General features: G+C 57.5%; 27 protein-coding genes. 12 read left to right on the top strand and 15 right to left on the bottom strand.

Annotated features, from left to right (window positions below):
* Positions 1 to 65: 65 nt before the first annotated feature.
* The 4 genes from VGP75_RS19775 to VGP75_RS19790 are packed head-to-tail and all read right to left on the bottom strand — an operon-like array spanning position 66 to position 3,801.
* Positions 66 to 749, bottom strand: coding sequence for a type 1 glutamine amidotransferase (locus VGP75_RS19775; RefSeq protein ID WP_327545284.1), 684 nt, complete (start codon positions 747 to 749; stop codon positions 66 to 68).
* A gap of 33 nt (positions 750 to 782) precedes the next feature.
* Positions 783 to 2,114, bottom strand: a complete 1,332-nt coding sequence (locus tag VGP75_RS19780; protein ID WP_327545285.1) for a glutamine synthetase family protein — start codon at positions 2,112 to 2,114, stop codon at positions 783 to 785.
* A complete protein-coding gene (locus VGP75_RS19785) occupies positions 2,111 to 2,917 on the bottom strand; it encodes an ABC transporter permease (protein ID WP_327545286.1) in 807 nt (268 codons plus the stop codon). Before VGP75_RS19785 ends, VGP75_RS19780 begins: the two co-directional genes overlap by 4 nt.
* Positions 2,917 to 3,801, bottom strand: a complete 885-nt coding sequence (locus VGP75_RS19790; RefSeq protein ID WP_327545287.1) for an ABC transporter permease — start codon at positions 3,799 to 3,801, stop codon at positions 2,917 to 2,919. The genes VGP75_RS19785 and VGP75_RS19790 overlap by 1 nt, the downstream gene beginning before the upstream one ends.
* Positions 3,802 to 3,916: 115 nt before the next feature.
* Between VGP75_RS19790 and VGP75_RS19795 the strand changes: the two genes are divergently transcribed.
* Positions 3,917 to 4,999 carry an NAD(P)/FAD-dependent oxidoreductase gene (locus VGP75_RS19795; RefSeq protein WP_327545288.1) on the top strand — a complete coding sequence of 361 codons (1,083 nt, stop codon included), beginning with the start codon at positions 3,917 to 3,919 and terminating at the stop codon, positions 4,997 to 4,999.
* Positions 5,000 to 5,049: 50 nt separating this feature from the next.
* On the opposite strand, the gene VGP75_RS19800 is transcribed toward VGP75_RS19795, so the two are convergent.
* The 4 genes from VGP75_RS19800 to rlmJ form a co-directional block, all read right to left on the bottom strand.
* Complete coding sequence (locus VGP75_RS19800) at positions 5,050 to 5,772, bottom strand: transporter substrate-binding domain-containing protein (protein WP_327545289.1); 723 nt, start codon at positions 5,770 to 5,772, stop codon at positions 5,050 to 5,052.
* Positions 5,773 to 5,796: 24 nt separating this feature from the next.
* A complete protein-coding gene (locus tag VGP75_RS19805; protein ID WP_327545290.1) occupies positions 5,797 to 6,570 on the bottom strand; it encodes an ABC transporter ATP-binding protein in 774 nt (257 codons plus the stop codon).
* A gap of 125 nt (positions 6,571 to 6,695) precedes the next feature.
* Positions 6,696 to 7,133 (bottom strand): tellurite resistance TerB family protein, encoded by a 438-nt coding sequence (locus tag VGP75_RS19810; RefSeq protein ID WP_327545291.1) that lies wholly within the window; start codon positions 7,131 to 7,133, stop codon positions 6,696 to 6,698.
* 5 nt (positions 7,134 to 7,138) lie between these two features.
* The gene (gene rlmJ, locus VGP75_RS19815; RefSeq protein ID WP_327545292.1) at positions 7,139 to 7,930 is read right to left on the bottom strand and encodes a 23S rRNA (adenine(2030)-N(6))-methyltransferase RlmJ; all 792 of its coding nucleotides are present in this window, start codon (positions 7,928 to 7,930) and stop codon (positions 7,139 to 7,141) included.
* A gap of 143 nt (positions 7,931 to 8,073) precedes the next feature.
* Here rlmJ and VGP75_RS19820 point away from each other — a divergent pair, with 143 nt between their 5' ends.
* Positions 8,074 to 8,811: a MipA/OmpV family protein gene (locus VGP75_RS19820; RefSeq protein ID WP_327545293.1), complete on the top strand. Its 738-nt coding sequence runs from the start codon at positions 8,074 to 8,076 to the stop codon at positions 8,809 to 8,811.
* Positions 8,812 to 8,833: 22 nt separating this feature from the next.
* Here the strand turns inward: VGP75_RS19820 and pyrG are convergent, their stop codons facing one another.
* The 3 genes from pyrG to VGP75_RS19835 all read right to left on the bottom strand — a co-directional run bounded on the left by pyrG (position 8,834) and on the right by VGP75_RS19835 (position 11,463).
* A complete protein-coding gene (pyrG, locus tag VGP75_RS19825; RefSeq protein ID WP_327545294.1) occupies positions 8,834 to 10,477 on the bottom strand; it encodes a CTP synthase in 1,644 nt (547 codons plus the stop codon).
* 159 nt (positions 10,478 to 10,636) lie between these two features.
* Positions 10,637 to 10,990 carry a preprotein translocase subunit SecG gene (gene secG, locus VGP75_RS19830; protein ID WP_327545295.1) on the bottom strand — a complete coding sequence of 118 codons (354 nt, stop codon included), beginning with the start codon at positions 10,988 to 10,990 and terminating at the stop codon, positions 10,637 to 10,639.
* 77 nt (positions 10,991 to 11,067) lie between these two features.
* A complete protein-coding gene (locus VGP75_RS19835) occupies positions 11,068 to 11,463 on the bottom strand; it encodes a DUF6524 family protein (protein WP_327545296.1) in 396 nt (131 codons plus the stop codon).
* 134 nt (positions 11,464 to 11,597) lie between these two features.
* Here VGP75_RS19835 and VGP75_RS19840 point away from each other — a divergent pair, with 134 nt between their 5' ends.
* On the top strand, positions 11,598 to 12,893 hold the full coding sequence (locus tag VGP75_RS19840; protein WP_327545308.1) for an adenylosuccinate synthase: 1,296 nt from the start codon (positions 11,598 to 11,600) through the stop codon (positions 12,891 to 12,893).
* 6 nt (positions 12,894 to 12,899) lie between these two features.
* Positions 12,900 to 13,139 carry a DUF2842 domain-containing protein gene (locus tag VGP75_RS19845; protein WP_327545297.1) on the top strand — a complete coding sequence of 80 codons (240 nt, stop codon included), beginning with the start codon at positions 12,900 to 12,902 and terminating at the stop codon, positions 13,137 to 13,139.
* A gap of 48 nt (positions 13,140 to 13,187) precedes the next feature.
* Here VGP75_RS19845 and VGP75_RS19850 read toward each other — a convergent pair whose 3' ends face one another.
* Positions 13,188 to 14,933 carry a hypothetical protein gene (locus tag VGP75_RS19850; RefSeq protein ID WP_327545298.1) on the bottom strand — a complete coding sequence of 582 codons (1,746 nt, stop codon included), beginning with the start codon at positions 14,931 to 14,933 and terminating at the stop codon, positions 13,188 to 13,190.
* Positions 14,934 to 15,162: 229 nt separating this feature from the next.
* On the opposite strand from VGP75_RS19850, the gene VGP75_RS19855 reads away from it, so the two are divergent.
* Entirely contained in the window at positions 15,163 to 15,732 is a 570-nt protein-coding gene (locus VGP75_RS19855) for a thiamine diphosphokinase (RefSeq protein WP_327545299.1), read from the top strand.
* Here VGP75_RS19855 and VGP75_RS19860 read toward each other — a convergent pair.
* The 3 genes from VGP75_RS19860 to VGP75_RS19870 are packed head-to-tail and all read right to left on the bottom strand — an operon-like array spanning position 15,677 to position 18,714.
* Positions 15,677 to 16,588, bottom strand: coding sequence for a DMT family transporter (locus VGP75_RS19860; RefSeq protein ID WP_327545300.1), 912 nt, complete (start codon positions 16,586 to 16,588; stop codon positions 15,677 to 15,679). The genes VGP75_RS19855 and VGP75_RS19860 overlap by 56 nt on opposite strands.
* Before the next feature lie 43 nt (positions 16,589 to 16,631).
* On the bottom strand, positions 16,632 to 18,005 hold the full coding sequence (locus tag VGP75_RS19865) for an L-serine ammonia-lyase (RefSeq protein WP_327545301.1): 1,374 nt from the start codon (positions 18,003 to 18,005) through the stop codon (positions 16,632 to 16,634).
* Between the two features lies 1 nt (position 18,006).
* Complete coding sequence (locus tag VGP75_RS19870) at positions 18,007 to 18,714, bottom strand: glutathione S-transferase family protein (RefSeq protein ID WP_327545302.1); 708 nt, start codon at positions 18,712 to 18,714, stop codon at positions 18,007 to 18,009.
* A gap of 144 nt (positions 18,715 to 18,858) precedes the next feature.
* On the opposite strand from VGP75_RS19870, the gene rpiA reads away from it, so the two are divergent.
* From rpiA to VGP75_RS19905, 7 genes are all read left to right on the top strand, one after another.
* Entirely contained in the window at positions 18,859 to 19,647 is a 789-nt protein-coding gene (gene rpiA, locus VGP75_RS19875; RefSeq protein ID WP_327545303.1) for a ribose-5-phosphate isomerase RpiA, read from the top strand.
* A 10-nt stretch (positions 19,648 to 19,657) separates the two neighbouring features.
* Positions 19,658 to 20,107: a hypothetical protein gene (locus VGP75_RS19880; protein ID WP_327545304.1), complete on the top strand. Its 450-nt coding sequence runs from the start codon at positions 19,658 to 19,660 to the stop codon at positions 20,105 to 20,107.
* Entirely contained in the window at positions 20,104 to 21,540 is a 1,437-nt protein-coding gene (gene gor / locus VGP75_RS19885; RefSeq protein ID WP_327545305.1) for a glutathione-disulfide reductase, read from the top strand. The genes VGP75_RS19880 and gor overlap by 4 nt, the downstream gene beginning before the upstream one ends.
* Before the next feature lie 78 nt (positions 21,541 to 21,618).
* Positions 21,619 to 22,755 carry an FtsH protease activity modulator HflK gene (gene hflK / locus VGP75_RS19890; RefSeq protein ID WP_327545306.1) on the top strand — a complete coding sequence of 379 codons (1,137 nt, stop codon included), beginning with the start codon at positions 21,619 to 21,621 and terminating at the stop codon, positions 22,753 to 22,755.
* Positions 22,755 to 23,630 carry a protease modulator HflC gene (gene hflC / locus VGP75_RS19895; protein WP_327545307.1) on the top strand — a complete coding sequence of 292 codons (876 nt, stop codon included), beginning with the start codon at positions 22,755 to 22,757 and terminating at the stop codon, positions 23,628 to 23,630. The genes hflK and hflC overlap by 1 nt, the downstream gene beginning before the upstream one ends.
* Before the next feature lie 278 nt (positions 23,631 to 23,908).
* Complete coding sequence (locus VGP75_RS19900; protein WP_327545309.1) at positions 23,909 to 25,330, top strand: Do family serine endopeptidase; 1,422 nt, start codon at positions 23,909 to 23,911, stop codon at positions 25,328 to 25,330.
* Positions 25,331 to 25,541: 211 nt separating this feature from the next.
* On the top strand, positions 25,542 to 25,865 hold the full coding sequence (locus VGP75_RS19905; protein ID WP_055296644.1) for a 2Fe-2S iron-sulfur cluster-binding protein: 324 nt from the start codon (positions 25,542 to 25,544) through the stop codon (positions 25,863 to 25,865).
* The last annotated feature ends 139 nt before the right edge of the window (positions 25,866 to 26,004 follow it).

Genomic DNA, 26,004 nt, shown 5'->3' on the forward strand with positions numbered 1-26,004 from the left:
GCGACATACCAGCTATCGGGCAATACGCCGGGGCGGTCGTTACGATAAAGTGGGTTCATAAGGCCTTAAGCCACCGTGCGCTCTTTGAAGAACTTGGCGATCTGTGTCGCGATCAGCGCATTATCAATGGGCTTTTGCAAATTTGCATGCGTTTCCGCCAGTTGCGTATCAGGCACAACGCCCGGCCCACGGTGCTGGGCCAGACCTGCGATGAAATCCGTGTCAAACTCCGGGTGCGGCTGTGTCGTGAACGCGCGCTTGCCATAAACGAGGGCTGCCGCGGCACAAAAATCATTGCTGGCAATCACCTGCGCATCCTTGGGTATGGCGATAACCTGATCCTGATGCCACGCGTTGAGTGCAATCCTCTCGCCGTTCCAATCATAGGTCTGGTGTCCGACGGCCCAGCCGCCGGTGAATTTTTCAACCTTCCCACCCAGTGCCTGCGCGATGATCTGATGGCCAAAGCATATGCCCACCAAGGGAATATCGGCGGCATAGACATCGCGGATGAAGGCCTCAAGCGGTGGAATGAAGGGGTGATCCTCATAGGCGCCGTGTTTGGAGCCTGTGATCAGCCAGCCATCGCAATCGGTGATGCTGGCAGGAAACTCCATATCCACAACGTTATAGGTGGTGAATGCAAAGCCGTTTCCATCCAGCAGTCGCTGGAACAGCCGGTCATAATCGCCGTTTGTTGGCAACAACTCGTCCGGCGCATGGCCTGTTTGCAAAATGCCGATCTTCATGGGTGAACCTCTAACCTTCAGGTGGGGATAGAATTAGACAAGATCAAGATAATGGTCGAGCTGTTCTTCGGGGGACATTTCCGCAAAATACTGCATTTCCTGCCGTTTCGTCCGGACCAGATTATCCACCAGCTGTGGATCAAATATGCGCCGCGCAAGCGTGCTTTGCTCGAACCGGTCAATCGCTTCTGCCCAAGTGCCGGGCACCTGCGGCAGCTTCTGGTCATAGGCGTTACCGGTGATCGGGGCAGGGGGTGTCATGCCGTCCTCGATCCCTACCAGCGCAGACCCCAGCACGGCAGCAAGGAACAGATAGGGGTTCACGTCACCACCCGCGAGACGATGTTCGATCCGCCGCGCGCCATAGCTCCCGCCCGGCACGCGCACAGTGGCGGTGCGGTTGTCATAGGCCCAGCAAATGCTGGTCGGTGCATGTGCGCCCGGCACCAGCCGTTCATAGCTGTTGCCATGGGGCGCAAAGATCAGTGTCAGATCAGGGATGCCTGCCAGACAGCCAGCGATCGCGTTCTGCAAAAGGGGCGTGCCTTCAAACGTATCATTGGCAAAGATGTTCTTGCCGTCCTTGTCCTGCACCGAAAAATGCGTGTGCAGCCCGTTTCCGGCATAGTCATCATAAGGCTTGGCCATGAAACTGGCTGCCATCCCGTGATTGCGGGCAAGGCCGCGCACCAGCATCTTGAACAGCCACGCATCATCTGCGGATTTGAGCGCATCGGGCACATGTTCAAGGTTCACCTCGAACTGGCCGATCCCGCCTTCGGAAATCGCGGCCTCGGCGGGAATATTCATCGCCCCGCAAGCATCATAAAGTTCGTTGAAGAACTCATCAAAAGCATCGAGCGCGCGCAAGGACAGGATCTCGGCACCGGCGCGGCGTTTGCCCGAGCGTGGTGATTTGGGCTGCCGGATTTTCTTGCCGCTGTCATCGACAAGATAGAACTCCATCTCGGTTGCGGCGACCGGTGTCAGACCGTGTTCATGATAGCGGTTCAGCACGCGGGCCAGCGCATGGCGCGGATCGCCAGAAAAAGGCGTGCCATCATCATGAAACGCCCAAAGTGGCAAAATGGCGGTGGGTGCGCGCAGCCACGGCATCGGCACATAGCCCCGCTCTGTTGGCAACAGAAGGCCGTCTGCATCGCCGGTTTCGAACACCAGCGGGCTGTCGTCGATGTCCTCTCCCCAGATATCAAGGTTCAGGACCGACAGCGGAAAGCGCGTACCTTCTTTTTCGAGCTTCTGGGCAAACTTGCGCGGCATGCGTTTACCGCGTGGCTGGCCGTTCAGATCGGCCGCGCCACAGCGCAGGTTACGGATTTCGGGGTGATCATCAAGCCAACTCATCGGATAATCTGCGGCCTCACTTTGATTTTCCTGCGTGCATCCTGCGGCAAATGCCGGTTCAGATGGCTATTCACCAAGCCGAAAAGCCCGATGACGATCAGCGTCAGGATGATGAAATATCCTGCGAGGATCGGATAGGGGACGAAAGGATTGAAAGTCTTATCGGCAAAGTAGTTGGCATAATAAAGCGCGTCGCCCCGTTGTTGCGTTGCCGGAAAGCCCGAGAAGAACACAAGCGTCGTGGCGTGAAACAGGAAAATCGCCTCGTTGGTATAAGCTGGCCATGCCAGCCGCAGCATGGTGGGCCAGATGACGCGGCGAAAGCGCGTCCAGCCTGAAAGACCGTAAGCGTCTGCTGCCTCGATATCGCCTTTGGGGATGGATTGCAGCGCGCCATAGAAAATCTCGCCCGAATAGGCGGCGGTGTTCAGGAAGAGCACCAACAGCGCACCGGCCCAGGCCGAGGTGAGCGGGTCAAAAAACGGGCTGACGTTTTTGAGGCTGAGGAAAAGGAAATAGGCAAAGAAGAACTGGATAAACAGAGGTGAGCCGCGGAAGATAAAGATGAACCATTCCGCAGGTTTGCGCAAAAGCGGGTTTTGTGCGGCCTTGCCCATCGCCACGGCAGTGGCCAAAAAGAAGCCAAAGCAGAGGGCCACAACCCCGAAATAGATGTTCCAGATCATGCCAGACCCGATCAGCGTGAACTGCTGGCAAAGCGTAAAGTCACTGCGCGGCAACAAACGCTCGCCAATACCTTGGCTGCGCAGCGCGTAGTCGGCGATTGTTTCCCAACAACTCATTATGCGGCTGCCTTGCGTTGCCGTTCACCGGCCGTAGTGGCTTGGCCATGGGTCAGTTTGGCCATGATCCGGTCCAGCACGACTTCAGAGACTTTTGTAAAGCAGAGGTAGAAAACCAGAAGCGCCCCAAAATACCACATCCGCCAGTCGGGGTGGGGATAGTCGGTGAATTGCGGCTGCTTGGCACCGCCCAGTTCACGGGCCCAGTAAACGATATCCTCTACGCCCAGCAGAAACAGAAGTGGCGTGGCCTTGATCAGCACCATCCACAAGTTCGACAGACCAGGCAGCGCATAGACCCACATTTGCGGCACCAGCACGCGCCAAAAGGTCTGGCGGCGGTTCATGCCGTAGGCTTCGGCGGTTTCAAGCTGTCCTCTGGGCACAGCGCGCATGGCGCCAAACAGGACGTTTGCCGCAAAGGCCCCAAAGACGATGGCAAAGGTGAGCACGGCTAGCAAAAAGCCGTAGGTCTCATGCACCCATTGGGGGGCATTGCCCAAGGGCAGCTTGGCGGCGGTGCAAACAACGAAATCGTTGCCTTGGCGCACCGGCTCGGTCCAGTCGGGGCATTTGATGCGGTGGCGGATATATTCGAAGGCCTGATCAAGCGCGATGACGAAGAAAAGGAAAAACGCGATATCGGGGATGCCGCGCACAACTGCGATATAGGTTTTACCAATCCAGCGCAGCGGAGCCACAGTGCTGCGCGCCGCAGATGCGCCCGCAAAGCCAAAAGCAAGCGCCGTGGGGGCCGTGATCGCCAGCAGTAACAGGACCGTACCAAAGGCATAGTACATGGACATGTGCTTGCCTGTTGTCAGGTAGCAGCTAAACCATTGGAAGCCTTCAAGGGTGGCGGGATCTGTACAGTAACTGAACATCAATCGTCTTATTGCGTTGGATTGTTAATCCGTCCAACAATTGCCGCGCCAAGTCAACGCACGGCGCACATTTACGCGGCGCAATGCGGGTTTGCCGCAACGGGAGATGCTAAAAATGGAACAGTCTGTCGTAATTGTGGGCGCTGGCATCATCGGGGCCGCGACGGCGCTGCAACTGTCGCGCGCGGGGCATCGCGTCACGGTCGTCGCAAGCGGCGCACCGGATGCGACACGTGCCGCCTTTGGCTGGATCAACGCGAGCTTTTATCTGAACGACGACCATCATCATCTTCGCGCGGCAGGTATTCAGGCATGGCACCGCGTCATGAAAGTCGTCGCGGCCCCCGTTGTGTGGCAGGGGTGTTTATGCTGGGACATGCCCGGGGCTGCGATGGAAGAGACATACGCGCAGTTGCGCGGATTTGCGTATCCTGTGGAGATGTTAAGCGAGCAGGCCGTATCCGCGCGCGCACCCGCATTGAAAGTCGCCCCCAAACAGGCGCTTTTCTTCCCCAGCGAGGGGGCTGCCTCCTCGGGTGATCTGGCAAGGGCGTTTCTGGCCGCAGCACAGGATGCGGGCGCACGGGTGATCAGCAATGTGGCGGTCTCAGGCATCGCGCTGCGCAATGGCCGTGGTGTGGGGGTTGTGACAGCGCAGGGTGTGATCGCAGCCGATCAGGTGATCATTGCCGCCGGGACAGGTACGACCGCACTGGCGCAGAGTATTGATTGCACGATCCCCCTTGTGCCGCGCCCCGCCTATATCCTGCGCACCAACCGGCAAGAAAAGATCTTGCAGCATATTCTGGCAACACCCGACGGCGAGATCAGGCAGGAACCCTCGGGGCAGATCCTGATGCCTGTCTCTGCGGGGCACCAAGGCGACGCAGCAGAGGATTTGTTACAAATGCCGGATGATGCCGCCGATGCCGCGATGGGGCGGCTACGCGCTCTCTTCGATGGCTTGTCTGATGCGCGCTGGGCCGAGGTTGTCCGCGCAGAGCGCCCTGTGCCGCAGGATGGTTTACCTGTCGTGGGGGCCGTGGCCGCGGGGGTGTATGTCGCTGTTCTGCATTCCGGCATCACGCTTGGGCCGATCATTGCAGAGCTGATTGCTAAGGATATTGCGGGCCGTCTCGACAACGCGGATGCGGCGATGCTCGCCCCTTACCGTCCGCAACGGTTTGCCAAAGGCTGAACGAAAAAGGGCCGCCATGAGGGCGACCCTTTGATGTGCTGTAGTGCGGCTTAGAACTGCTCGCCCACACCCCATTCCGCGATCAATGCGTTCAACGAGCCGTCTGCTTTCATGGACGCAATCGCCGCGTTGAATTTGTCGCGCAGCTCACCGTCGCTTTCGCGCAGGCCAAGGCCTACACCGCCACCGATCATCTCTTCCTGACCCATCAGCATCACTTCAGCGTCGGATTCAGCGATTGGCGCAAGATAGGCTTTGTCCGCAAGAACGGCGTCAGCTTCACCGCTTTTCACGGCTGCAACAGTCTCGTCAGGTGTTGCGAATTCCAGCAAAGTCGCGCCTGTGCTGGCAATGAAAGCCGCCTGAATTGTGCCGGTCTGAGCGGCGATTACCCCATTGGCCAGATCGACATCTTCGGATGCGACCAGATAGGCGGATGGATCAGGCTGTGTGTAGTTGTCCGAAAAGTCGATGACTTCGTCACGCTCGTCTGTGATCGACATGCCTGCGATGATGACATCATAGTTGCCGGATACGAGGTTCGGAATAATGCTGTCCCACTCGTTTGTGACCCACTCACAGGTCAGTTCGGCGCGCAGGCAAAGCTCGTCGCCCAATGCGCGCTCGAACCCGTCAACTTCGCCGTCATCGTTGATAAAGTTGTACGGAGGGTAGGCACCCTCGGTGCCAAGACGCACAACGGAATGCGCGTCAGCGAGGGCCATGGAACCAGCAAAGGCGAGTGCGGCCGTCGTAAGGATAAGGTTTTTCATCAATGATCTCCCGGGTTGATGAGGTTAAGAAACCGTGGCCGACAGGAAACCCTGAAGCCGTTCGGTCTTTGGATTGCCGAAAAGCGCGGCAGGTGCGCCTTGCTCTTCGATTTTGCCTTGGTGCAGGAAAACGACGTGGTCGCTGACATCAGCGGCCAGTCGCATGTCATGGGTGACGATGATCATGGTGCGCCCTTCAGCGGCCAGATCCTTGATCACCTTCACAACTTCCTGCTCAAGTTCGGGGTCCAAGGCGCTTGTCGGCTCATCAAAAAGCAGCGCCTTGGGTTCCATGCAGAGGGCACGCGCAATCGCGGCCCGTTGTTGTTGTCCGCCCGAAAGCATGGCGGGGTAGGCATCGCATTTGTCGCCAATGCCGACCTTGTCCAGATATTTGCGCGCAGCGGCCTCAACCTCGGCGCGGTCGCGCTTGAGCACGGTCAAGGGGGCCTCCATCACATTCTGCAGGATCGTCATATGTGCCCAGAGGTTGAACTGCTGGAACACCATCGACAGGTTCGTACGGATGCGGATCATTTGCGCATGATCCCCCGGATGGCGGCGCGCGCCGGTGCCTTTCCAGATGACAGGTTCCCCGCAGAAGAGGACATCGCCTTGCTGGCTGTCTTCGAGCAAGTTCGCACAGCGCAGGAGTGTGGATTTGCCGGAGCCGGACGACCCGATCAGGGACACGACGTGCCCTGCGGGAGCCGTGATATCGACACCTTTCAAAACCTCCAGATCGCCATAGGCTTTGTGCAGGTTGCGGATTTCGATGACTGGGGCAGACGTGTTCACGGGGCTGGGCAGCTTTTCATTATTGTGGCACCGAGTTGTGCCTATTTCAGGGGCATTTGCAACTCTTTGGCACGCCCTGACCCTACGTCAGCGCAATTTGGGCGCAGTTTTCCCCATTGGTGCTGTTATTTTGCGCTCACCTTGATCCTTGCGCTGTGACTGTCCTGATCCGACACCCCCAGCAAAGAGGCGGTCATCCGCATCATGCTGTCTTCTTCGTGGTCGCGCACGCCGTCCGCCATTACCACCGCCCAGAGTGCCTCAATCACGCTCAGGCGGTTTTCATAGGATACGGCTTCCTTGATGGCGCGGGTAAAGCGAACGGTATCGGGGGCCTGCGCTTCCAGTTCCTCGCATTCGGCGCGGAGTGCCGCGGCATCAGCGGCCGACAGGCTGTAGCGTGTCATCAACGCGTGGTCGATCTGCTGGATCTCGACCTGTGCGTAATCGCCATCGGTGCGCGCAACGCGCACCAGAAGCGCGCCAAGCGCGACGCGGCTGTCAATTTCGTTCAGGGGAGCGGGTGCGGGGGCGGTGAGGCGCCTTAGAATATCTTGAAACATAACGCTTACATAGGGTCCTTGAGCTTATCTTCAAACAGGGCAGAAAGGCGCAGCCCTTCCTCTGCCAATCCATATGGGGCGTTCACGACGAACAAACCAGAGCCAACCATCCGGTGACCTTCGCGGGCGGGTGGAAAGCGCACTTCATGGATGAGCCCCTCTGGCAGTGCATCTTTTAGCGCGCGTATCATCGGCTGATGGGGCGCATCGGTCAGGATCGGATACCACAGCATAATGACACCCACTCCCCATTTGCGATGCAGCTTGGCGATCGTCGCAGGGATGGTCTCGTAATCGGATTTCACCTCATAAGAGGGATCAATCAGCAAGAACCCGCGTTTGGGGTCGGGCGGACAGACCGACATGGCCATTTCCCAGCCATCCTGCTGACGGAAGATCCCGCCATAGGGGGCCATGGTGTCCTTGAGGGCGGCGAATTCCTGCGGATGCAATTCCGACAGGTGGATCGTATCAAGATGACGCAGGCTTTCAGCAGCGATCAGCGGGGAACCGGGATAGGCGTTTTCGCCGTATTTGGCATGGATGCGCGCGAGCACCTGTGCGTATGGGTGATCAGGCGCAAACCAGTCTTGCGCAAGTGCGATCCCCTTGGCTGCTTCGCCGGTTTTCAAGGCGGCGGCATCTTGTAGATCATAAAGTCCCCGACCCGCGTGGGTTTCGAGGTAGGACAGCGGTTTATCTTTGCGCGTCATATAGGCCAGCGCCCAAGCCAACATACTGTGTTTGTGAACATCGGCCAGATTACCGGCGTGATAGATGTGCTGATACGAAAGCATAGGGTGCGGCACTGTCCTCTGGATGGGTGGCATCGGCTTAGCGTAGCGGTGTGGGCCTGTCCATCGCGGCCTTGCTCGCGCGTTTGTGGGTTGTTTGTGTGTGCATGGGCGCTACCATGGGGTCAACAACATTAGGAATTGATATGTTACAACGGGTTATCCTTGCTATTTTCGCCATCACAGCACCGCAGTTCGCACTGGCGCAAGATGATGCGAATGGTGTGACCTTCCGGTTTGGCCTCGGGCCGTCATTTGCGCCTGAGTACTTTGGCAGCGACGAAACCGCGCCCGGTGTGGGTGCGAAGTTCCGGTTGGAAAGCCTGCAACTTGGCGGCTTGTCGCTTGGCGGTGGTGATAACTACGGTCTGGGCGTGACAGGGTCTTTCCGCTTCATCGGTGAGCGCAGTGCCGATGATTTCGGTGAGCTTGCAGGGCTAGAAGATATCGATGCATCGCTGGAGCTTGGTGGCGGGCTCGAATTCACGACCCCCTATTACGACATCTTCGCTGTATTGCGTTACGGCATCGTCGGGCACGAGTCCTTTGTGGCTGAGTTCGGGAGTGACGTGTACTACCGCCCCACCGACCAGCTGACCTTTAAGGCGGGTCCGCGGCTTTTGGTGGGCGACGATGATTATGCGCAAACCTATTTTGGTGTGTCCGGTGCGGACACCTTGTCCGACTTTTCGGCAGGCGGCGGTCTGGTGAGCGCAGGTGCTGTCGCGGAAGCAACCTATGCCATCAATGACGATTGGGACGTGATCGGCACCGTGAAATACGACCAGTTGCAGTCTGACGCCGCCGATAGCCCGATCACGCAGTCACAGGATCAGATCAGTGGGAGCATCGTGCTCACACGCAAGATTACCTTCGGCTTTTAGGTTTCAGTTTCTTTGATAAGATCTAGACCAGTCGTGAGGTCTCAACAGCGGCGCGCACGAAATCTGCGAAAAGCGGATGTGGGGCGAAAGGTTTTGATTTCAGCTCTGGATGGAATTGCACCCCGATAAACCACGGATGATCCTCCCATTCGACAATCTCGGGCAGTTTGTCATCCGGTGACATGCCCGAGAATTTCAGGCCGGCCTTTTCCAGGACATCGCGATATTTCACATCCACCTCATAGCGGTGGCGGTGGCGCTCTTCGATCGCGGTGGTGCCGTAAATGCCCGCAACTTTCGAGCCTTCGGTCAGAGTGGCGTCATAAGCGCCCAGACGCATCGTGCCGCCTTTGTCGTCATCGGTCTTGCGCGCCACGGTGTGGTTGCCCTGTACCCATTCCTTGAGGTGGTAAACGACCGGTTCGAACCGCTTTCCGCCCGCCTCATGGTCGAATTCTTCAGAACCCGCTTTCGCCAGACCGGCCACATTCCGCGCGGCCTCAATCACGGCCATCTGCATGCCAAGACAAATTCCAAGGTAGGGGATTTTCTTTTCGCGGGCGAATTGCGCTGCTTTGATTTTACCCTCTGTCCCGCGCTCACCAAAACCACCCGGTACGAGGATCGCATGGAACCCTTCCAGATAGGGAGCGGCATCGTCTTTATCGAAAAGCTCGGCATCGACCCATTCGATCTGTACTTTCACGCGGTTGGCCATGCCACCATGGGTCAGCGCCTCGGCGATGGATTTATAGGCGTCCTCAAGCTGGGTGTATTTGCCGACAATCGCGACCTTTACCTTGCCTTCAGGGTTGTGGATGCGGTCATAGACGTCGTGCCACATCTCAAGTTTCGGCTGCGGGGCAGGGGCGATCTCAAAGGCATCGAGAACCGCCTGATCAAGGCCTTGATCGTGATAGGCCAGTGGGGCCTCATAGATGGATTTCAGATCGTAGGCCGCGACCACACTTTGTTTGCGCACGTTACAGAACAGCGCGATCTTCTCGCGTTCTTTTTCGGGGATCGGCTGCTCGGAGCGGCACACAAGAATGTCGGGCGCGATGCCGATGGACTGCAATTCCTTGACCGAGTGTTGCGTCGGTTTCGTCTTCAGCTCACCCGAGGCCGCCAGATAGGGCAGCAATGTCAGGTGCATGAAGATGCACTGGCCGCGGGGTTTGTCATGGGCGAATTGGCGGATCGCTTCAAAGAAGGGCAGCCCTTCGATGTCGCCCACGGTGCCGCCGATTTCACAGAGCATGAAATCGACCTCATCCTCGCCGATGCTGATGAAATCCTTGATCTCGTTGGTCACATGGGGAACGACCTGAATTGTTTTGCCCAGATAATCGCCACGACGTTCCTTTTCCAGAACATTGGAATAGATACGCCCTGAACTGACTGAATCGGTCTTGCGCGCAGGCACGCCGGTAAAGCGTTCGTAGTGGCCAAGGTCCAGATCGGTTTCCGCGCCATCGTCGGTGACGAACACTTCGCCGTGCTCGAAAGGTGACATCGTACCGGGATCAACGTTGAGATAGGGATCAAGCTTGCGCAGGCGGACAGAATAGCCACGTGCCTGCAACAAAGCGCCCAGAGCGGCGGATGCGAGGCCTTTGCCAAGAGAGGAGACAACGCCGCCGGTGATGAAAATGAAACGCGCCATTGGCAGGCAACCCCCGTGAAATATTCCAAAAACTGTGGGAAAGCGAACCCGAAAATTCGCATCATCACGGGATTTGATCTGTAGTGGATTCGGGCGCGATTGGCAACCGCTGACCCAACATCATGTTGCCCTGCGTAGCAGCAGGGCAACGGGTAGTATTTAATTGCCTGCTGGCAGCAGAGGGTCGTCACCATTCAAGGATGGTGGCAACAGGCTATCGCCCAGATCAGGAACCGCAACACCTTCCTGCACGGGAGCAGCGCCAAAGCGATCAGCGACCGAAGAGCCGGCTGTATTGTTCGCTGCAATCAATGTCAGCGCGATGGATGTGCAGATAAATGCGACAGCCAGAGCCCAGGTGAATTTGCTCATCGCAGTCGGCGCGGGGCGTGAACCGGTTGCACCGCCACCGCCACCCATGCCAAGACCACCACCCTCGGAGCGCTGCAAAAGCACAGTGCCGATCAGGCTGAGCGCGAGGATCAGGTGAATGATGAGGACGACATTTTCCATTTCGGGCCTTTCGGGGCGTGCAAGAACAAGCGGTATCTAAAAGTCTTGGGGCCGTCCCGCAACCCCTGAAAACCCGCTTATTCGTCGATGTCATCCACATCGGCCTGTCCGCTAAGCTTGCGGCGCACGATTGACCACGACAAACCCACCGCCAGAACGATCGAGAGGGCAAAGATTCCGATCCAGGTGTTTACAGACGGATTGTCCAGACTGATCACACCCTGATCAAACAGAACCCAGATAATTGTGCCGACAACGGCCAAGATCAGAAGCATGCCAAATATCCCGATCGAGCGCAGGGTTGCGCGCAGATAGATAATGTATCCCACAAGAAGGATGAGGCCGAACAGCACTGTGAGAGACAGTTGCGTCTCATAATTCGCCATGCTCCAGCGCACATAATTCCACTGGGTCGGATTATAGGTGGCCACCAGCAACAAAAGGGCAAAGACCCAACGAATGACAAAACCCATGATATGCCTCACTTCTTTACGTGCGCTGACAATGCCGAGGTCCGGTTGCACTGTCTAGGGTCGCAAATTTGCGGTTTCCCATTGGCGGGGGCAGCGATATAGGGGGGACGCAATCTGCAAAGGAATGAATGTTCATGGCAAACGTGGTGGTCGTCGGTGCGCAATGGGGCGATGAAGGCAAAGGCAAGATCGTTGATTGGCTCTCGGAGCGGGCTGATGTGATCGCGCGCTTTCAAGGGGGCCACAATGCGGGCCATACGCTTGTCATTGATGGCGAGGTGTTCAAGCTGAATGCGCTGCCTTCGGGTGTGGTGCGTGGCGGGAAACTGTCGGTGATCGGCAATGGCGTGGTGCTGGACCCTTGGCATCTGGTCAAGGAAATCGCCTCGATCCGCAAGCAGGGTGTCGTGATTGACCCTACAACGCTGATGATTGCCGAAAACACGCCGCTGATCCTTCCGATCCACGGTGAGCTTGACCGCGCCCGTGAAGAGGCATCTAGCAAGGGCACCAAAATCGGCACCACAGGCCGTGGCATCGGCCCGGCATATGAAGACAAGGTCGGTCGCCGTTCCGTCCGCGTGGCAGATCTTGCGGATGCCGCCACATTGGAGGCCCGCGTTGACCGTGCGTTGCAGCACCACGACCCTCTGCGCAAAGGGCTGGGCATCGAGCCGGTCGATCGTGACGCGCTGGTGGCGCAACTCAAAGAAATTGCTGCCGAAATCCTGCCTTTCGCGGCCCCAGTGTGGAAAGTGCTGAACGAGCAGCGCAAGGCGGGCAAGCGCATTCTGTTCGAAGGCGCGCAGGGCGCACTTCTTGATATCGACTTTGGCACATATCCTTTCGTGACATCCTCGAACGTAATCGCAGGGCAGGCCGCCACCGGTGTGGGCGTTGGCCCCACGGCGATTGATTATGTGCTGGGGATCGTGAAGGCCTATACCACCCGCGTGGGCGAGGGACCGTTCCCGACCGAGCTGCATGATGCCGATGGCCAGCGTCTGGGCGAGCGTGGCCATGAGTTTGGAACCGTAACTGGGCGCAAGCGCCGGTGCGGCTGGTTTGATGCGGCTTTGGTGCGCCAGACTTGTGCCACCTCGGGTGTGACAGGCATTTCGCTGACCAAGCATGATGTGTTGGACGGGTTCGAGACGCTCAAGATTTGTGTGGGCTATGAACTGGACGGCGAAAAGATGGATTACCTGCCAACTGCCGCAGATCAGCAGTCCCGTTGCACACCGGTCTACGAAGAGATTGAGGGTTGGTCCGAATCGACCGAAGGCGCGCGTTCTTGGGCGGACTTGCCAGCGCAGGCGATCAAATACGTGCGACGTATTGAAGAGTTGATCCAATGTCCTGTCGCCCTAGTTTCAACCTCACCTGAAAGAGAAGACACCATTCTGGTGACAGATCCATTCGCAGACTGAGGATAGATGACATATAAAGCGCGGAAAAAACTGGCTCTTTTTGTGCTGGTCGTGGGCTTGCCCATCTACATCATCGTGGCTGCGACGATCATGAGCAATATGATGACCCGAGAGGTGGATCTGCCGCTGGTCGTTGAATTCATCGTCTATGTTGCGCTGGGCATCGGCTGGGCATTCCCTTTGAAATGGGTGTTCAAAGGGATCGGGCAGCCTGATCCCGATGCGCCAGAGAACAGGCAGAAATAAAAAAAGGCGGGGTCAAACCCCGCCTTTATCCGTTTTTCTGGCCGTCACTTAGCCTTGTGCGGCCTTGTACCCGTCAGGGCGATACTGTGTATTTTCCGCGATCTGGAAGCGCCCGTTCGGAAGCTTGATCAGGCGGGCCTGCCGCAGAAGGCGGCCAAAACTGCGCAGACCATCTTCGCGGGAAATCTCGCTCTCGGTCGCGGACTGCACCAGTTTCATCACCTGCGGGCGTGAAAAGTCATCCTCACCCTCAACAAAGCAGATAAACGCACCTGCAGCTTCCAGTTGGTCGGTCAGGTCAGACGCACCATGTGCGGCGGCAAACTCAGCAAAATCATTGGTTTCCGGCTTTGCATCTGTTTCCTTCAAGGTCGCAATCTTGCGCAGGCGCTCGGATGCGGCCTCCATTGAACCCGCGCTTGCAGGTGCATTGTTTTCAGGCCGCTGCAATGTCTGGCGATCGCCCGCACCGGGCTTGACCTCTTGCGACTTCACGAGCTTGAGCGGTGGTATCGGTTTGCCGTCACCCTTATCCTTTGCTTCATGCGCGCCGAGATCGTCTTTGTAGACTTCATCCGGGTCGCGCTTGTCCGCACCCTTGTCACCCAGTTGCCGTGCGGCTTCTGTTGCGGCAACCGCGGCTTTCAATTGTGCAAATGCGTCACGGTGGCGGCGGTTCTCGGGTTGGTTCAGGTGCTGATCCGTCTGCGACATGATCCGGCTCATCGCGTCTTCGACATGGCGGGGCAGGCCGGGGCGGGCAAATTCATTGCCCTGACGTGCGGCGATCTCGGCCTCGACTTTGGCAACTTCTGCCTCAAGATCGAATTCTTCATCGTCATCATAGTCGTCGTCTTCGATCTGGGACGCCTGTTTCGCGGTCAGAATAAGCGGCTCCTCGTCCTGCTCGGCTTCGACGTCGTTGGCCGCATCTGTCGCGTATTTATCTTCGAAGTCGTCTTCTTCGTCGAGATCATCTGATTGCTCTGCGACAACGTCATCGTCAAATACGTCATCCTCGTCCACCGCTTCAGCCGCAGCCGGCTCATCCGCCCCGCGATCAGCAACCATCAATTCATCGTCTTCTTCTTCCTCAGCGGCAAGGGCGGCGGCAATATCTTCGTCATACTCTGCGGTGTCGAAGACGTTCAAATCATCATCAAAGTCGTCATCTTCGGTCACAACTGCCTGCGCCTTGGGGGTGTCGTCCTCGATCGGAGCAGCGGCAGCCGCAGCGGTTGTCCGCTTGACCAGATCGGAAAGACGCTGTGACAGCGGGTTGACCGCAGGCGCGGCAGGCTCGCTGAGGTCTTCCGAAAACTCCTCCGCGCTTGATGCACTTTTACGTTCAGCTGCTGCTGCGCGCATGCGCTCCAGCTTGTCAGCTACGCTGGCAAGATTGTCAGCGTATGATCCGTCATCATCCTCATCATCTTCGGCTTCGTCGCGCGCAGTATCGTAAATTTCTTCATCGTCAAAATAGTCATCCGCGTCATCTTCTTCTTCCAACGCGGCAGGGGCCATGTCCTCTTCGTGCGGACGGACGCGCAGGCTCACGCGATTGCCTTCACCCTCGATATCGACCGCGACACCTGTCTGTTCTTCGGTCAGGCGGGCAAGCGTCGCCATGTCAGGCGCAAGAGGCTCTGTGTCCATAAAGCGATCGTGACCGGCAAGATCATGGAAGAAAGACACAACCATTTTCATTGTCTCGACAGAATCTTCGAAACCTTCCAAGCGGCAAGAGAAGTTGCCGTAGGTCACATCCAGGACTTGCGTGTTTTCATCCATCATTAAGCGCTTTCTTTCGTTAATCAGCGGCGGCCCGCTAGACACATAGTCATTCTTAATTGAAAACAAGAAGACGTCCCCTTGAGGATCATATTATGACCCTTTTGAGGAATGTTTGTGAATAGAGGTGCAATCATTGCCAAACAAACCCATTGTTTCAAGTGATACAGCAATCTGCCTCGTTGGAGGAGCCCCAATAGCCGATGACGCCATTTCGGCGGTATTTTCCCTTGTGAACAGCTTTGTAGGCGTGGATGGCGGCGCAGATCACCTCTTGGCGGCCGGTGTGACACCGGCGGCGGTGATCGGGGATCTGGATAGCCTTTCGGACAAGGCGCGTGCCACATTTGCACAGGAGCTCAATCATATTGCTGAACAGTCGACGACAGATTTTGAAAAGGCACTGACGCGGGTCAGCGCGCCTGTGGTGCTGGGCCTGGGATTTACCGGTGGCCGATTGGACCATGCGCTTTCGGTTCTAAACGTCCTGGCGCGCTATGCGGAACGGGCCGTCCTGCTGCTTGATGCGCATGACGTAAGTTTCGTGGCCGCTTCGGGCCGTGTCGCTTTCACTGCAGCAAGCGGGACCCGTATATCGCTCATGCCGTTGGGCGCGGCGAAAGTCACTTTCAGCGGTGTACGCTGGCCCTTTGATCAGACCCGTATGACGCCGGACGGTTTTACGAGCCCGTCAAACGAAGCGTTGGGCGGTGAGGTCACGATTGAAACGGACGGCCCTGTGCTGGTTACCCTGCCGCGCGCGCATCTGGCGGTTGCAATGAAAGCTGCCGCTCGCGTATAATAACATAGAGGCCGGCACCAACTGTAATACAGATACCGATCGCGGCCAGCCCGTTTGGCAAATCAGCAAAGATGATCCAGCCGATCGCCGTTGCAATGGGGATTTCAAGATATTGCATCGGTGCAAGGGTCGATGCGGGTGCGAACCGCAAGCTCCATGTCATAAAAAGATGCGCGAATGTGCCAAGCACCCCCAAAGCAGCCAAAAGCCCCCATGTTGCCGCATCATAGCTGAATGACACTGTTCCCGTTGCCGCCGGAAAGAGCAGATAGAGCGCAAGAATGATGATGCTCGCCTGCACGCCGCTGATCGCCTGCAGTTTGATCGGATCAAGCGCGCGCGCCACTTTGCGCGTCACCATCATGAAAAGCGCAAAGACCACAGCGACACCCAAAGGCAAAAGCGCAGGATAACCCACTTCAACAAAGTTGGGTTGAATGACCAGAAGCGTGCCGAAAAAGCCAACAGCGCAGGCCATCATGCGATGCAGGCCCACCTCTTCGCCCATGGCAAAATGACCTAAAATCAACATGATAAAGGGCATAACGAATGCAATCGCCAGCGCATCCGCCAGTGGCAGATAACGTAACGCACTGAACATCAGACCGATGCCCAGAATATGCAGCACCGTGCGGACCAGCGTCCATCCCAATAGCTCGCGGGGTAAGCGCAGGCCTTGGCCGCGGAAAACCACAACCGGCAAAAGCATGAGAGCCTGCACAGCAAACCGCGCAAAAAGCAGCACCATAAGCACCACCGCACCGCCCAATATCTTTGCAATGCTGTCACCTAGCGGGGCCAGCACGCAAAAGCACAGCATCAGCATGACGCCAAAAAAGGGACGGTCGGTCGACATCATTTCACCCTAGGCAGGCAACGCGCAGGCGTCAAAGCCGGTCTCAGCAGTTGGGCACATTTACCGCCAAACCACCCAGCGCCGTTTCCTTGTATTTTTCGCTCATATCCATGCCGGTCTGGCGCATTGTCTCGATTGCGACATCCAGCGAGACAAGATGGACACCATCGCCGCGCAAGGCCAAAGACGCCGCAGAAACAGCCTTGATGGCCCCCAGTCCATTGCGCTCGATACAGGGAACTTGCACGAGCCCTTTCACGGGATCGCAGGTCATGCCAAGATGATGTTCCAGCGCAATTTCTGCCGCGTTTTCAATTTGCTCGGGGGTGCCGCCAAGAACGGCCGCAAGGCCGGCCGCGGCCATGGCAGCAGCACTTCCGACCTCGGCCTGACAGCCGCATTCGGCACCAGAGATCGAGGCGTTGTATTTGATCAATCCCCCGATCGCTGCCGCTGTGAGCAGGAATTCTGGCACGCGGGTCGCCGTCGCACCGGGGACATGGTCCAGCCAATAGCGGATCGTTGCAGGGATTACACCGGCGGCGCCATTGGTGGGTGCGGTCACAACCTGCCCGCCGGCGGCGTTTTCCTCGTTCACGGCCATCGCATAGGTCGACATGAAATCATTTATCGTATGGGGGGCGGTCAGGTTCATGCCGCGCTCGGCCTGCAAAGCATCATAAATGCCCTTGGCGCGCCGGCGCACCTGCAAGCCACCGGGCAAGATACCATCAGTCTCAAGCCCGCGGGTGATGCAATTGTTCATCACCTCCCAAATCCGCGCGAGGCCTTTGTCCAGATCGGCACCGGGCATCCGTGAAAGTTCGTTGGCCCGCTTCATGGCGGCGATGGTCTTGCCGGATTGGGCGGCCATCTCCAGCATCTCTTGCGCCGTTTGGAATGGGAAAGGGACGGGGGCGCCTGTGTCACTGTCTTTGCCGGCGTTCAATTCGGCCTCGGTCAACACGAACCCGCCGCCGATGGAATAATAGGTGACTTGGGTAATCACATCGCCCTGTGCGTCCGTGCCGCGCAGGATCATGCCATTGGCGTGGCCCGGCAAAGCGGGGCCATAGTCAAAAAGCAGATCGTCTTTGGGATGAAACGCCAGCGTGCCAAGGCCATGTGGGGTGACCGTATGCTCTGTGGCAATGCGGGCAAGTTCTGCATCCGCTTTCCCTGCATCATAATCATCCGCGCGAAACCCCGCGAGACCAAGGATCACCGCGCGGTCCGTGGCGTGACCGATGCCCGTAAAGGCCAGACTGCCATGCAGCGACGCGCGCACACCCGCAACCCCGAAAGGCAACGCGCGCAAATGGTCCAGAAACCGTGCAGCGGCCACCATCGGTCCGATGGTGTGGGACGATGAAGGGCCGACGCCCACTTTGAACATATCGAAAACCGATAAAAACATGCTAGAGCGCTGATCCTTCTGGTGGGGTGCAAGGTGCCGGTCGCGAAAACGGGTTGGGTCCCAAACCTTCCGCAAGTGCCGCCCTGATGGTACTTTCGCGCGCGTCCATACGTTTGGCAAATGCCGTCAGTCGCGGCCAGTTTTCAAGATCAAACCAATCTTCACCGCCACCATACAGTGCCGCCCACCGCAGCATTGGCGCAAGATAGCAGGCGTGGAGACTGCTGGCCTCACTGTCCAGCCACGGGGTGGTTTGCGTGGCCGCCAGCAGATCAAGCTGCGCCCGCAAGCGCTGTTGGGCCATGCTTTGGACCGCGCCGCTGTCGCCGTTTGTGTATTGGCTTGGATAGAACGTCATCCGCAACGCGGGGTGCAGCGTATTGGCCAGCCAGAGCATCCATTGCAGCGCGTGCATCCGTGCGGGGGTGCCTAAAGGCGGCATCAATTGGTCATGCGTCTCGGCCAGCCACATCAGGATTGCGGCGGTTTCAAACACCGGTCCGTGGGGCGTTTCAAGAACAGGGATCAGCCCATTGGGGTTGAGTGCCAGATACGCAGGGGATTTTTGCGCTTGGGCTGCGCGGTCGACCAGAACGGTCTGATAAGGCACGGCCATTTCCTCAAGCGCCAGTCGTACGCAAAGCGAGGCGTTGTCAGGGGCGTAGTGCAGGCGCAAGATCTGGCTCATGATGCGTGTGTAGCGGAACATGCAGGCTGTTCACTTGCCAAATACGACACATTGCCAAGGAAAACGCAGCGCCGCGCGGGCGCATCTGACCTTTCGTCAATTGGGGCCTCGCACACAGCGTTTTTCTTGCCTATAAAGCGCCGGTAAAGATTTCGGAGTGGATTGATGTCTGGTGAGCTGTCTCCCATCGACAAAGCAAAATTCGTCGCGGCCAAGCAAGCGACGGAATTTGTTGAATCCGGGATGAAAGTTGGCCTTGGCACAGGATCGACCGCCGAGTGGCTGGTGCAATGTCTGGGCGAAATGGTGCGCGAAGAGGGGCTCAAGATCAAAGGCGTGCCTACGTCCACGCGGACAGCTTTGCTGGCCAAGAAAGTCGGCATCGACGTCATTACACTGGATGAGGCCAAATGGCTCGACCTGACCTTTGACGGGGCGGATGAGTTTGATGACAAACTGACCTTGATCAAAGGCGGCGGTGGCGCGCATTTGCACGAAAAGATCGTGGCCACAGCAAGCGACCGCATGATCGTGGTCGCCGACGCGAGCAAGAAAGTCGACACGCTGGGCGCATTTCCTCTGCCTGTCGAAGTCGTACCCTTCGGGCTGTCGATCACCCAAGGGCTGATCGCTGAAACCCTGACCGGCATGGATGTTTTGGGGCGCGATGTGGTGTTGCGGATGAAAGGCGACCAGCCTTTTGTCACCGACGAGGGGAACTTTATACTTGACCTGCATCTCAAGAGGATCGGCAACCCCCGCCAGCTCAGCTTTGTGATCAACCAGATACCCGGCGTTGTGGAAAACGGTCTTTTCATTGATATCTGCGATGTGGTCATTGTGGGTTACGGCGATGGTCGCGTGACCACCCGTGACATTACCAACAACGCAAGCAATGTGATCCGCTTCGATGTGCTGGACGACGACAATATTTTTGTCGATATCGCGGACTGATCCCTGATCCATGGAATTCAAACGCACACAGCGCCAGCATTTCTTTACGATCCTGCTGTTCTTGATGGTCAGCTGGCTCTGGTATGATCTTGTCACCTCCGGTACGACAACCGAGGTGATCCTTGGTCTATTATGCGGGGTCTGGGCCGCCTTCATCGCCTATAGCTATCTGCGCACCCCCAGTCTGGGCCGCTTGGACCCGGATGGTCTCACACTCCATCGCCCGCTACGCACAGTGTCGTTCAAGTGGGATGAGCTGCAATGGGCCAGTCTTGGTGCTGATCAGCGGGCCTTGGTCTTTGCGTATCGCCATCAAGGTGACGTGAAAGATCGTTACATCGGTTGTAGCCGCAAGGTGCTGACCCCAGATGCGGTGGATGCTATCACGACCGCCGTGCGCGCCGCGCGCCCTGATCTACCCTCAAGCCCGCCAGAGGCAGAAAACGGAGCCAAAACATGACTTTCGACTATGATCTTTTTGTGATCGGTGGTGGCTCTGGCGGGGTGCGTGCCGCGCGTGTGGCGGCGGCAACAGGGGCAAAGGTCGGGCTGGCCGAAGAATACCGCATGGGCGGCACCTGCGTGATCCGCGGCTGTGTGCCCAAGAAGCTGATGGTGTTTGCCTCGGGCTATTCCGAGATGTTCGACGACGCCCGCGCTTATGGTTGGGATGTGCACGAGGGGCCGTTCGACTGGTCCAAGTTTAGCGTCAAGTTGAACGCCGAGCTGGACCGTCTTGAGGGCATTTACCGCAAGCTCTTGGATGGTTCGGGTGTAGAAATCATTGATGCCCGCGCAAAGGTGAAAGACCCGCACACGGTGACGCTTTCAACGGGCAAGGATGTGACCGCCAAGCACATTCTTGTGGCGACGGGCGGACGCCCCGTCATTCCGGAAATGCCCGGGGCCGAACTGGGCATTTCCTCGAACGAGATTTTCCTGCTGGACGAGATGCCAAAATCCATCCTGATTGTGGGGGGCGGCTATATCGCATCCGAGTTCGCGGGTATTCTGAACGGGCTTGGTGTGCAGGTGACGCAATTCTACCGCGGTGCTCAAATCCTCCGCGGCTTTGATGACGAGGCCCGCGGTCTGGTGGCCGAAGGGATGCGCGCCAAAGGCGTCGACTTGCACCTTGGCACCAACATTGTCGAAATGCGGGCCGCCACTGCCGAGGATCTGGCGGGCGTGCATAAAAGTGTCCCCATGGAGGGCGGCAAACCTGCAACCTTGCCGCAGACTTCGGCAGGGCATGGCATCTGGGTCAAGGCCACCAACGGCACCGAAAAGGTCTATGATCAGGTGATGTTCGCCACCGGCCGCGCGCCCAATACAGAAGACATGGGACTTGAGGACGCAGGCGTTGAAGTTGGCCGTCGCGGCGAAATCGTTGTCGATGAGTACAGCCAGACCCGCGTCCCCTCGATCTATGCGATCGGTGATGTGACCAACCGCGTGCAACTGACACCCGTCGCGATCCGCGAGGGCATGGCTTTTGTGGAAACGGTCTTTAAGGGCAACCCTACTGCGGTGGATCACGCATTGATCCCGTCCGCTGTCTTTACGCAGCCTGAACTTGGCACCATTGGTCTGACCGAAGAAGAAGCCCGCGAGCAAGAACCCGTCGATATTTACTGCACGTCGTTCAAGCCGATGAACCATTCGTTTGCGGGGCGTGAGGACAGGGTGTTAATGAAACTCGTGGTCAGCAAAGAAACACGCAAGGTGCTGGGTTGTCATATCGTCGCAGATCACGCGGGTGAGATGATACAGCTGGCTGGGATTGCAGTGAAGATGGGGGCTACGAAAGAGGACTTTGATCGCACTGTTGCAGTTCACCCCACAATGGCAGAAGAACTCGTGACGATGAAGGAACCCGTGCGCAGCGCTTGATTTCGACAAATCAAGCCACACATGCCACACTAACAGTTCACGAATGTGGAAGACCCTGAAAGGAAGCATAGGAAGACAATGGCAGGCAACAACGGTGGCCCCTGGGGCGGCGGCGGAAACAACGGATCGGGCGGCGGCGATGATAATCGCGGCGGCGGCGGTCGTAAGCCCAACAATGATGGTCCGAATATTCCCGAAATTGAAGAGCTGGTGAACAAGGGCCGCGAACAGCTGCGTGTCCTGATGGGCGGCGGCGGTGGCGGCGGCGGGTCTGCTGGCAGTGGTGGCGGTGGTCCGCAAATGACACGCGGCACTGTCGGGCTGGGTATTCTCGCAGTGGCAGCCCTGTGGCTTTACGCCTCTTTCTACACCGTGCGCCCAGAAGAACGTGCAGTAGAGCTGTTTCTTGGGGAATATTACCGGACGACCGATCCTGGTCTGAACTTTGCCCCATGGCCTGTCATCACGCGCGAGGTCCTGGGAGTATCGACCGAACGGAACATCGACATTGGTGTCGGGCGGTCTGATGCTGAATCCGGTTTGATGCTGACAGGCGATGAAAACATCGTCGATATCGAGTTTCAGGTCGTCTGGAACATCATCGACCCGCAACAATACCTGTTCAACCTTTCCGATCCACCGCAAACCATTGCGGCCGTCTCTGAATCCGCGATGCGGGAAATCATTTCACAATCCGAACTCGCGCCGATTTTGAACCGTGACCGTGGTGTGATCGCAGACTCCTTGCAGTTAGCGATCCAGTCCACGCTGGACAGCTACGATTCTGGTGTGAGCATCATTCGCGTCAACTTTGACCGTGCCGACCCGCCAGAGCCGGTCATCGCGTCATTCCGCGCCGTACAGGATGCCCGTCAGGAACGCGACCGTGTGCAAAACGTAGCAGACGCCTACGCCAACCAGGTCGTTGCAGAAGCGCGTGGTCGGGCCGCTCAGGTGCTGGAACAGGCCGAAGGCTACCGTGCACGGGTCGTGAACGAAGCCGAGGGTGAGGCCAGCCGATTCCTCGCGGTTTTGGGCGAATATGAACAAGCTCCGGAAGTGACGCGCCAGCGGATTTTCCTTGAAACCATGGAGGGTGTTCTTGGTGGTATCGACATCATCATTCTCGACGAAGGAGAAGGCGGTAACCAGAATATCGTCCCCTATCTGCCGTTGAATGAAATCCGTCGCAGCCCGACAGGAGTAACAAACTAATGCGGAAAGCAGCTTTTCTATTACCCGCCCTCGCCGTCATCGCAATTGGTGCTATGTCTTCTGTCTTTATTGTAGACGAACGTGAAAAAGCGCTCGTGTTGCAGTTCGGTCAGATCGTGAAAGTACAGGAAGAACCGGGTCTCGGCTTCAAGATCCCGCTCATTCAGGAAGTGGTCCGTTATGATGACCGTATTCTGAGCCGCGATCTTGATCCGATCGAGGTGACCCCCTCGGATGACCGTCGTCTTGTTGTCGATGCCTTCGCGCGTTATCGGATTTCCGATGTCGAACGGTTCCGGCGCGCTGTCGGTGTCGGCGGCGAAGCCGACGCTGCCCGCCGTCTTGACAGTATCTTGCGCGCACAAACTCGTCAGGTGCTGGGTTCGGTGTCATCCAACGACATTCTGTCGACCGACCGTGCTGGCCTGATGCTACGGATCCGGAACAACGCCATCGCCGAAGCCGAAGCCTTGGGCTTGCAGGTGATCGACGTCCGGCTCAAGCGGACAGACCTGCCACAGTCCAACCTGAATGCAACCTACGAGCGGATGAAGGCGGAACGCGAACGCGAAGCGGCCGATGAAATCGCCCGTGGTAACGAGGCCGCACAGCGTATTCGTGCCGCTGCCGACCGGACCGTGATCGAACTGGTCTCCGAGGCAGAGCGCGAAAGCCAGATCATTCAGGGTGAGGCGGACGCACAACGGAATGAAATTTTCGCGGGTGCATTCGGTGCTGATCCAGAGTTCTTTAATTTTTACCGGTCAATGACGGCGTATCAGCGTGCGCTTACTTCTGGTAATTCTTCCATGGTGATGTCGCCCGATAGCGATTTCTTCAATTACCTGAAATCGGCCGACGGGGCGCGCAACTGAATGAAGGTGCGACTTTGAACTGACGAAAGGGCCAGTCACCGTGCTGGCCCTTTCTGTTTGCGCCGCCTCGTTCAAGTGTTTCAAGGCTTGCGCTATAAATCACGCGCTATTGAGAATTTGAATGTGAAGTTTGCGTTGCACAATTCGCGCCCTACATAGAACATCAGTTAATGACAGTGGTCGCTGTAATGCGCCCCGGATTCAGCAAAAGGAGATTTGCCGTGAAGTCCAAGGCAATCGCAATTAGCCAAGATCAGCAGAACGCGCGCCGTCTGTTGATGGCTTTCGTCACGACATTGGCGGTCGCTTGCGCCATGGTCCTTGCGCAGGTGACAGTCGCCAACGCGCAGCAACGCCCTGAAACATTCGCAGATCTGGCCGAACAGGTCAGCCCGGCAGTTGTCAACATCACGACCAGCACGACTGTGGCCGGTCGGACAGGTCCTCAGGGGCTTGTCCCTGAAGGGTCGCCCTTCGAGGATTTCTTCAATGATCTCGAACGTGGTCCGGGGCAAGGCACACGCCGTTCATCGGCGCTGGGATCTGGTTTCGTGATCTCCGAAGATGGTTTCATCGTCACCAACAACCACGTGATTGAAGGTGCGGATGAAATCCTGATCGAGTTCTTTCCAGGCGGTGAACCCGGTGTTCCTGCCGAGCTGATCGGGACAGACCCGAACACAGATATCGCCGTTCTGAAAGTTGATCTTGAAAACCTGCCCTTCGTTGAGTTCGGCGACAGCAACGCCGAAGGCGCGCGCGTCGGTGACTGGGTCATGGCAATGGGCAACCCACTGGGGCAGGGCTTTTCGGTCTCTGCCGGGATCGTGTCTGCACGCAACCGTGCGCTTTCCGGCACCTATGACGACTACATCCAGACCGACGCTGCAATCAACCGCGGTAACTCGGGTGGTCCGCTGTTTAACATGGATGGTGAAGTCATCGGCGTAAACACGGCGATCCTGTCGCCCAATGGTGGCTCGATCGGTATCGGTTTTGCGATGTCTTCGGCTGTTGTGACCAACGTGGTGGACCAGCTGATCGAATTCGGCGAAACGCGCCGCGGCTGGTTGGGTGTGCGTATTCAGGACGTCACACCGGATATGGTCGATGCGATCGACGGACTTGATATGGCCCGTGGTGCGCTGGTCACCGATGTACCGCCCGGACCTGCAGAGAACGCAGGGATGCTCGCTGGTGATGTGATCCTGAATTTCGACGGGATCGAGATCGAAGATACCCGTGAACTGGTGCGGATCGTCGGCAACTCGCCGGTAGGTACAGAGGTGCCTGTTGGCGTGCTTCGCAATGGCGACATGGAAGACCTGCTTGTTGTCTTGGGCCGTCGTGAAACCTCTGAGGCAGTGGCGTTCCCTGCGTCAACGCAAGAGGCTGAGCCAGAGCAGTCTGAGATCCTTGGGCTGACGCTCTCGGAGATCACACCCGAACTGACCGACCAGTTCTCCTTGACCGTCGATTCAGGTCTGGTGATCACAGCAATCGACCCAGAGTCTGACGCCGCATCCAAAGGCCTTCTTGAAGGTGATGTTATCACCGAAGCGGGACAAACAGCAGTGATGTCGGTTGCGGATCTGGAAGAGCGGATCGAAGCAGCCACCGAGGCAGGACGCAAATCACTTCTGCTGCTGGTGCGCCGCGGCGGAGACCCGCGTTTTGTGGCGCTCGTGCTAGAAGACTAAGCGATCACATTTGAGATAAAAAGGCGGCCCCCGGGGCCGCCTTTTTCATGCGGTGTTCCCCCCATGGCGGGCTACGGACGACAGTCAGTTTGCGTGCGCCCCAGTGCAAAAATCCTTCAGCAATCGACCTCTGTCAAATTGGGGGTGGCGAGCGTGAAGAACCTGCACTACTTAACCGTAGAATAATCGTTTTCGGAAGGGACAGACAAGAATGGCCAAGATTACTTACGTGGAACACGGCGGCAAAGAGCATGTTGTGGATGTCGCCAACGGGCTGACCGTCATGGAAGGTGCGCGTGACAACGGCATCCCGGGTATCGAGGCCGATTGCGGTGGCGCTTGCGCCTGTTCCACATGCCACGTCTATATTGATGATGCATGGGTTGAAAAGCTTCCTGCCAAGGATGCGATGGAAGAGGACATGCTGGATTTTGCTTACGAGCCCGATCCCGTCAAATCGCGCCTGACCTGCCAGTTGAAGGTCACTGATGCTCTGGACGGTCTGCGCGTGCAGATGCCGGAAAAGCAGATTTGATACGGACCATCGCATTGGTGGCCATCATGGCCACCTCTGCCTGCGCTGAAACGATCATTTCAGCAGAATATACCGCACCGACTGATCGCTATGCCCATGGTATTCTGGGCGACGCGATCGAGTGGGGTGCGCTGGAAAT

Source organism: Yoonia sp. (genome assembly GCF_036007805.1).
In the GTDB taxonomy this organism is placed as follows: Bacteria; Pseudomonadota; Alphaproteobacteria; order Rhodobacterales; family Rhodobacteraceae; genus Yoonia.

Excerpts from the sequence above, each read along its gene's own strand:
- rpiA (WP_327545303.1), top strand. The coding sequence starts at position 18,859 with ATGTCTGGTGAGCTGTCTCCCATCGACAAAGCAAAATTCGTCGCGGCC.
- hflK (WP_327545306.1), top strand. The coding sequence starts at position 21,619 with ATGGCAGGCAACAACGGTGGCCCCTGGGGCGGCGGCGGAAACAACGGA.
- VGP75_RS19845 (WP_327545297.1), top strand. The coding sequence starts at position 12,900 with ATGACATATAAAGCGCGGAAAAAACTGGCTCTTTTTGTGCTGGTCGTG.
- secG (WP_327545295.1), bottom strand. The coding sequence starts at position 10,990 with ATGGAAAATGTCGTCCTCATCATTCACCTGATCCTCGCGCTCAGCCTG.
- gor (WP_327545305.1), top strand. The coding sequence starts at position 20,104 with ATGACTTTCGACTATGATCTTTTTGTGATCGGTGGTGGCTCTGGCGGG.
- pyrG (WP_327545294.1), bottom strand. The coding sequence starts at position 10,477 with ATGGCGCGTTTCATTTTCATCACCGGCGGCGTTGTCTCCTCTCTTGGC.
- VGP75_RS19775 (WP_327545284.1), bottom strand. The coding sequence starts at position 749 with ATGAAGATCGGCATTTTGCAAACAGGCCATGCGCCGGACGAGTTGTTG.
- VGP75_RS19840 (WP_327545308.1), top strand. The coding sequence starts at position 11,598 with ATGGCAAACGTGGTGGTCGTCGGTGCGCAATGGGGCGATGAAGGCAAA.
- VGP75_RS19785 (WP_327545286.1), bottom strand. The coding sequence starts at position 2,917 with ATGAGTTGTTGGGAAACAATCGCCGACTACGCGCTGCGCAGCCAAGGT.
- VGP75_RS19780 (WP_327545285.1), bottom strand. The coding sequence starts at position 2,114 with ATGAGTTGGCTTGATGATCACCCCGAAATCCGTAACCTGCGCTGTGGC.
- hflC (WP_327545307.1), top strand. The coding sequence starts at position 22,755 with ATGCGGAAAGCAGCTTTTCTATTACCCGCCCTCGCCGTCATCGCAATT.
- VGP75_RS19900 (WP_327545309.1), top strand. The coding sequence starts at position 23,909 with ATGGCTTTCGTCACGACATTGGCGGTCGCTTGCGCCATGGTCCTTGCG.
- VGP75_RS19795 (WP_327545288.1), top strand. The coding sequence starts at position 3,917 with ATGGAACAGTCTGTCGTAATTGTGGGCGCTGGCATCATCGGGGCCGCG.
- VGP75_RS19905 (WP_055296644.1), top strand. The coding sequence starts at position 25,542 with ATGGCCAAGATTACTTACGTGGAACACGGCGGCAAAGAGCATGTTGTG.
- rlmJ (WP_327545292.1), bottom strand. The coding sequence starts at position 7,930 with ATGCTTTCGTATCAGCACATCTATCACGCCGGTAATCTGGCCGATGTT.
- VGP75_RS19835 (WP_327545296.1), bottom strand. The coding sequence starts at position 11,463 with ATGGGTTTTGTCATTCGTTGGGTCTTTGCCCTTTTGTTGCTGGTGGCC.
- VGP75_RS19870 (WP_327545302.1), bottom strand. The coding sequence starts at position 18,714 with ATGTTCCGCTACACACGCATCATGAGCCAGATCTTGCGCCTGCACTAC.
- VGP75_RS19860 (WP_327545300.1), bottom strand. The coding sequence starts at position 16,588 with ATGTCGACCGACCGTCCCTTTTTTGGCGTCATGCTGATGCTGTGCTTT.
- VGP75_RS19790 (WP_327545287.1), bottom strand. The coding sequence starts at position 3,801 with ATGTTCAGTTACTGTACAGATCCCGCCACCCTTGAAGGCTTCCAATGG.
- VGP75_RS19850 (WP_327545298.1), bottom strand. The coding sequence starts at position 14,933 with ATGATGGATGAAAACACGCAAGTCCTGGATGTGACCTACGGCAACTTC.
- VGP75_RS19800 (WP_327545289.1), bottom strand. The coding sequence starts at position 5,772 with ATGAAAAACCTTATCCTTACGACGGCCGCACTCGCCTTTGCTGGTTCC.
- VGP75_RS19820 (WP_327545293.1), top strand. The coding sequence starts at position 8,074 with ATGTTACAACGGGTTATCCTTGCTATTTTCGCCATCACAGCACCGCAG.
- VGP75_RS19865 (WP_327545301.1), bottom strand. The coding sequence starts at position 18,005 with ATGTTTTTATCGGTTTTCGATATGTTCAAAGTGGGCGTCGGCCCTTCA.
- VGP75_RS19810 (WP_327545291.1), bottom strand. The coding sequence starts at position 7,133 with ATGTTTCAAGATATTCTAAGGCGCCTCACCGCCCCCGCACCCGCTCCC.
- VGP75_RS19880 (WP_327545304.1), top strand. The coding sequence starts at position 19,658 with ATGGAATTCAAACGCACACAGCGCCAGCATTTCTTTACGATCCTGCTG.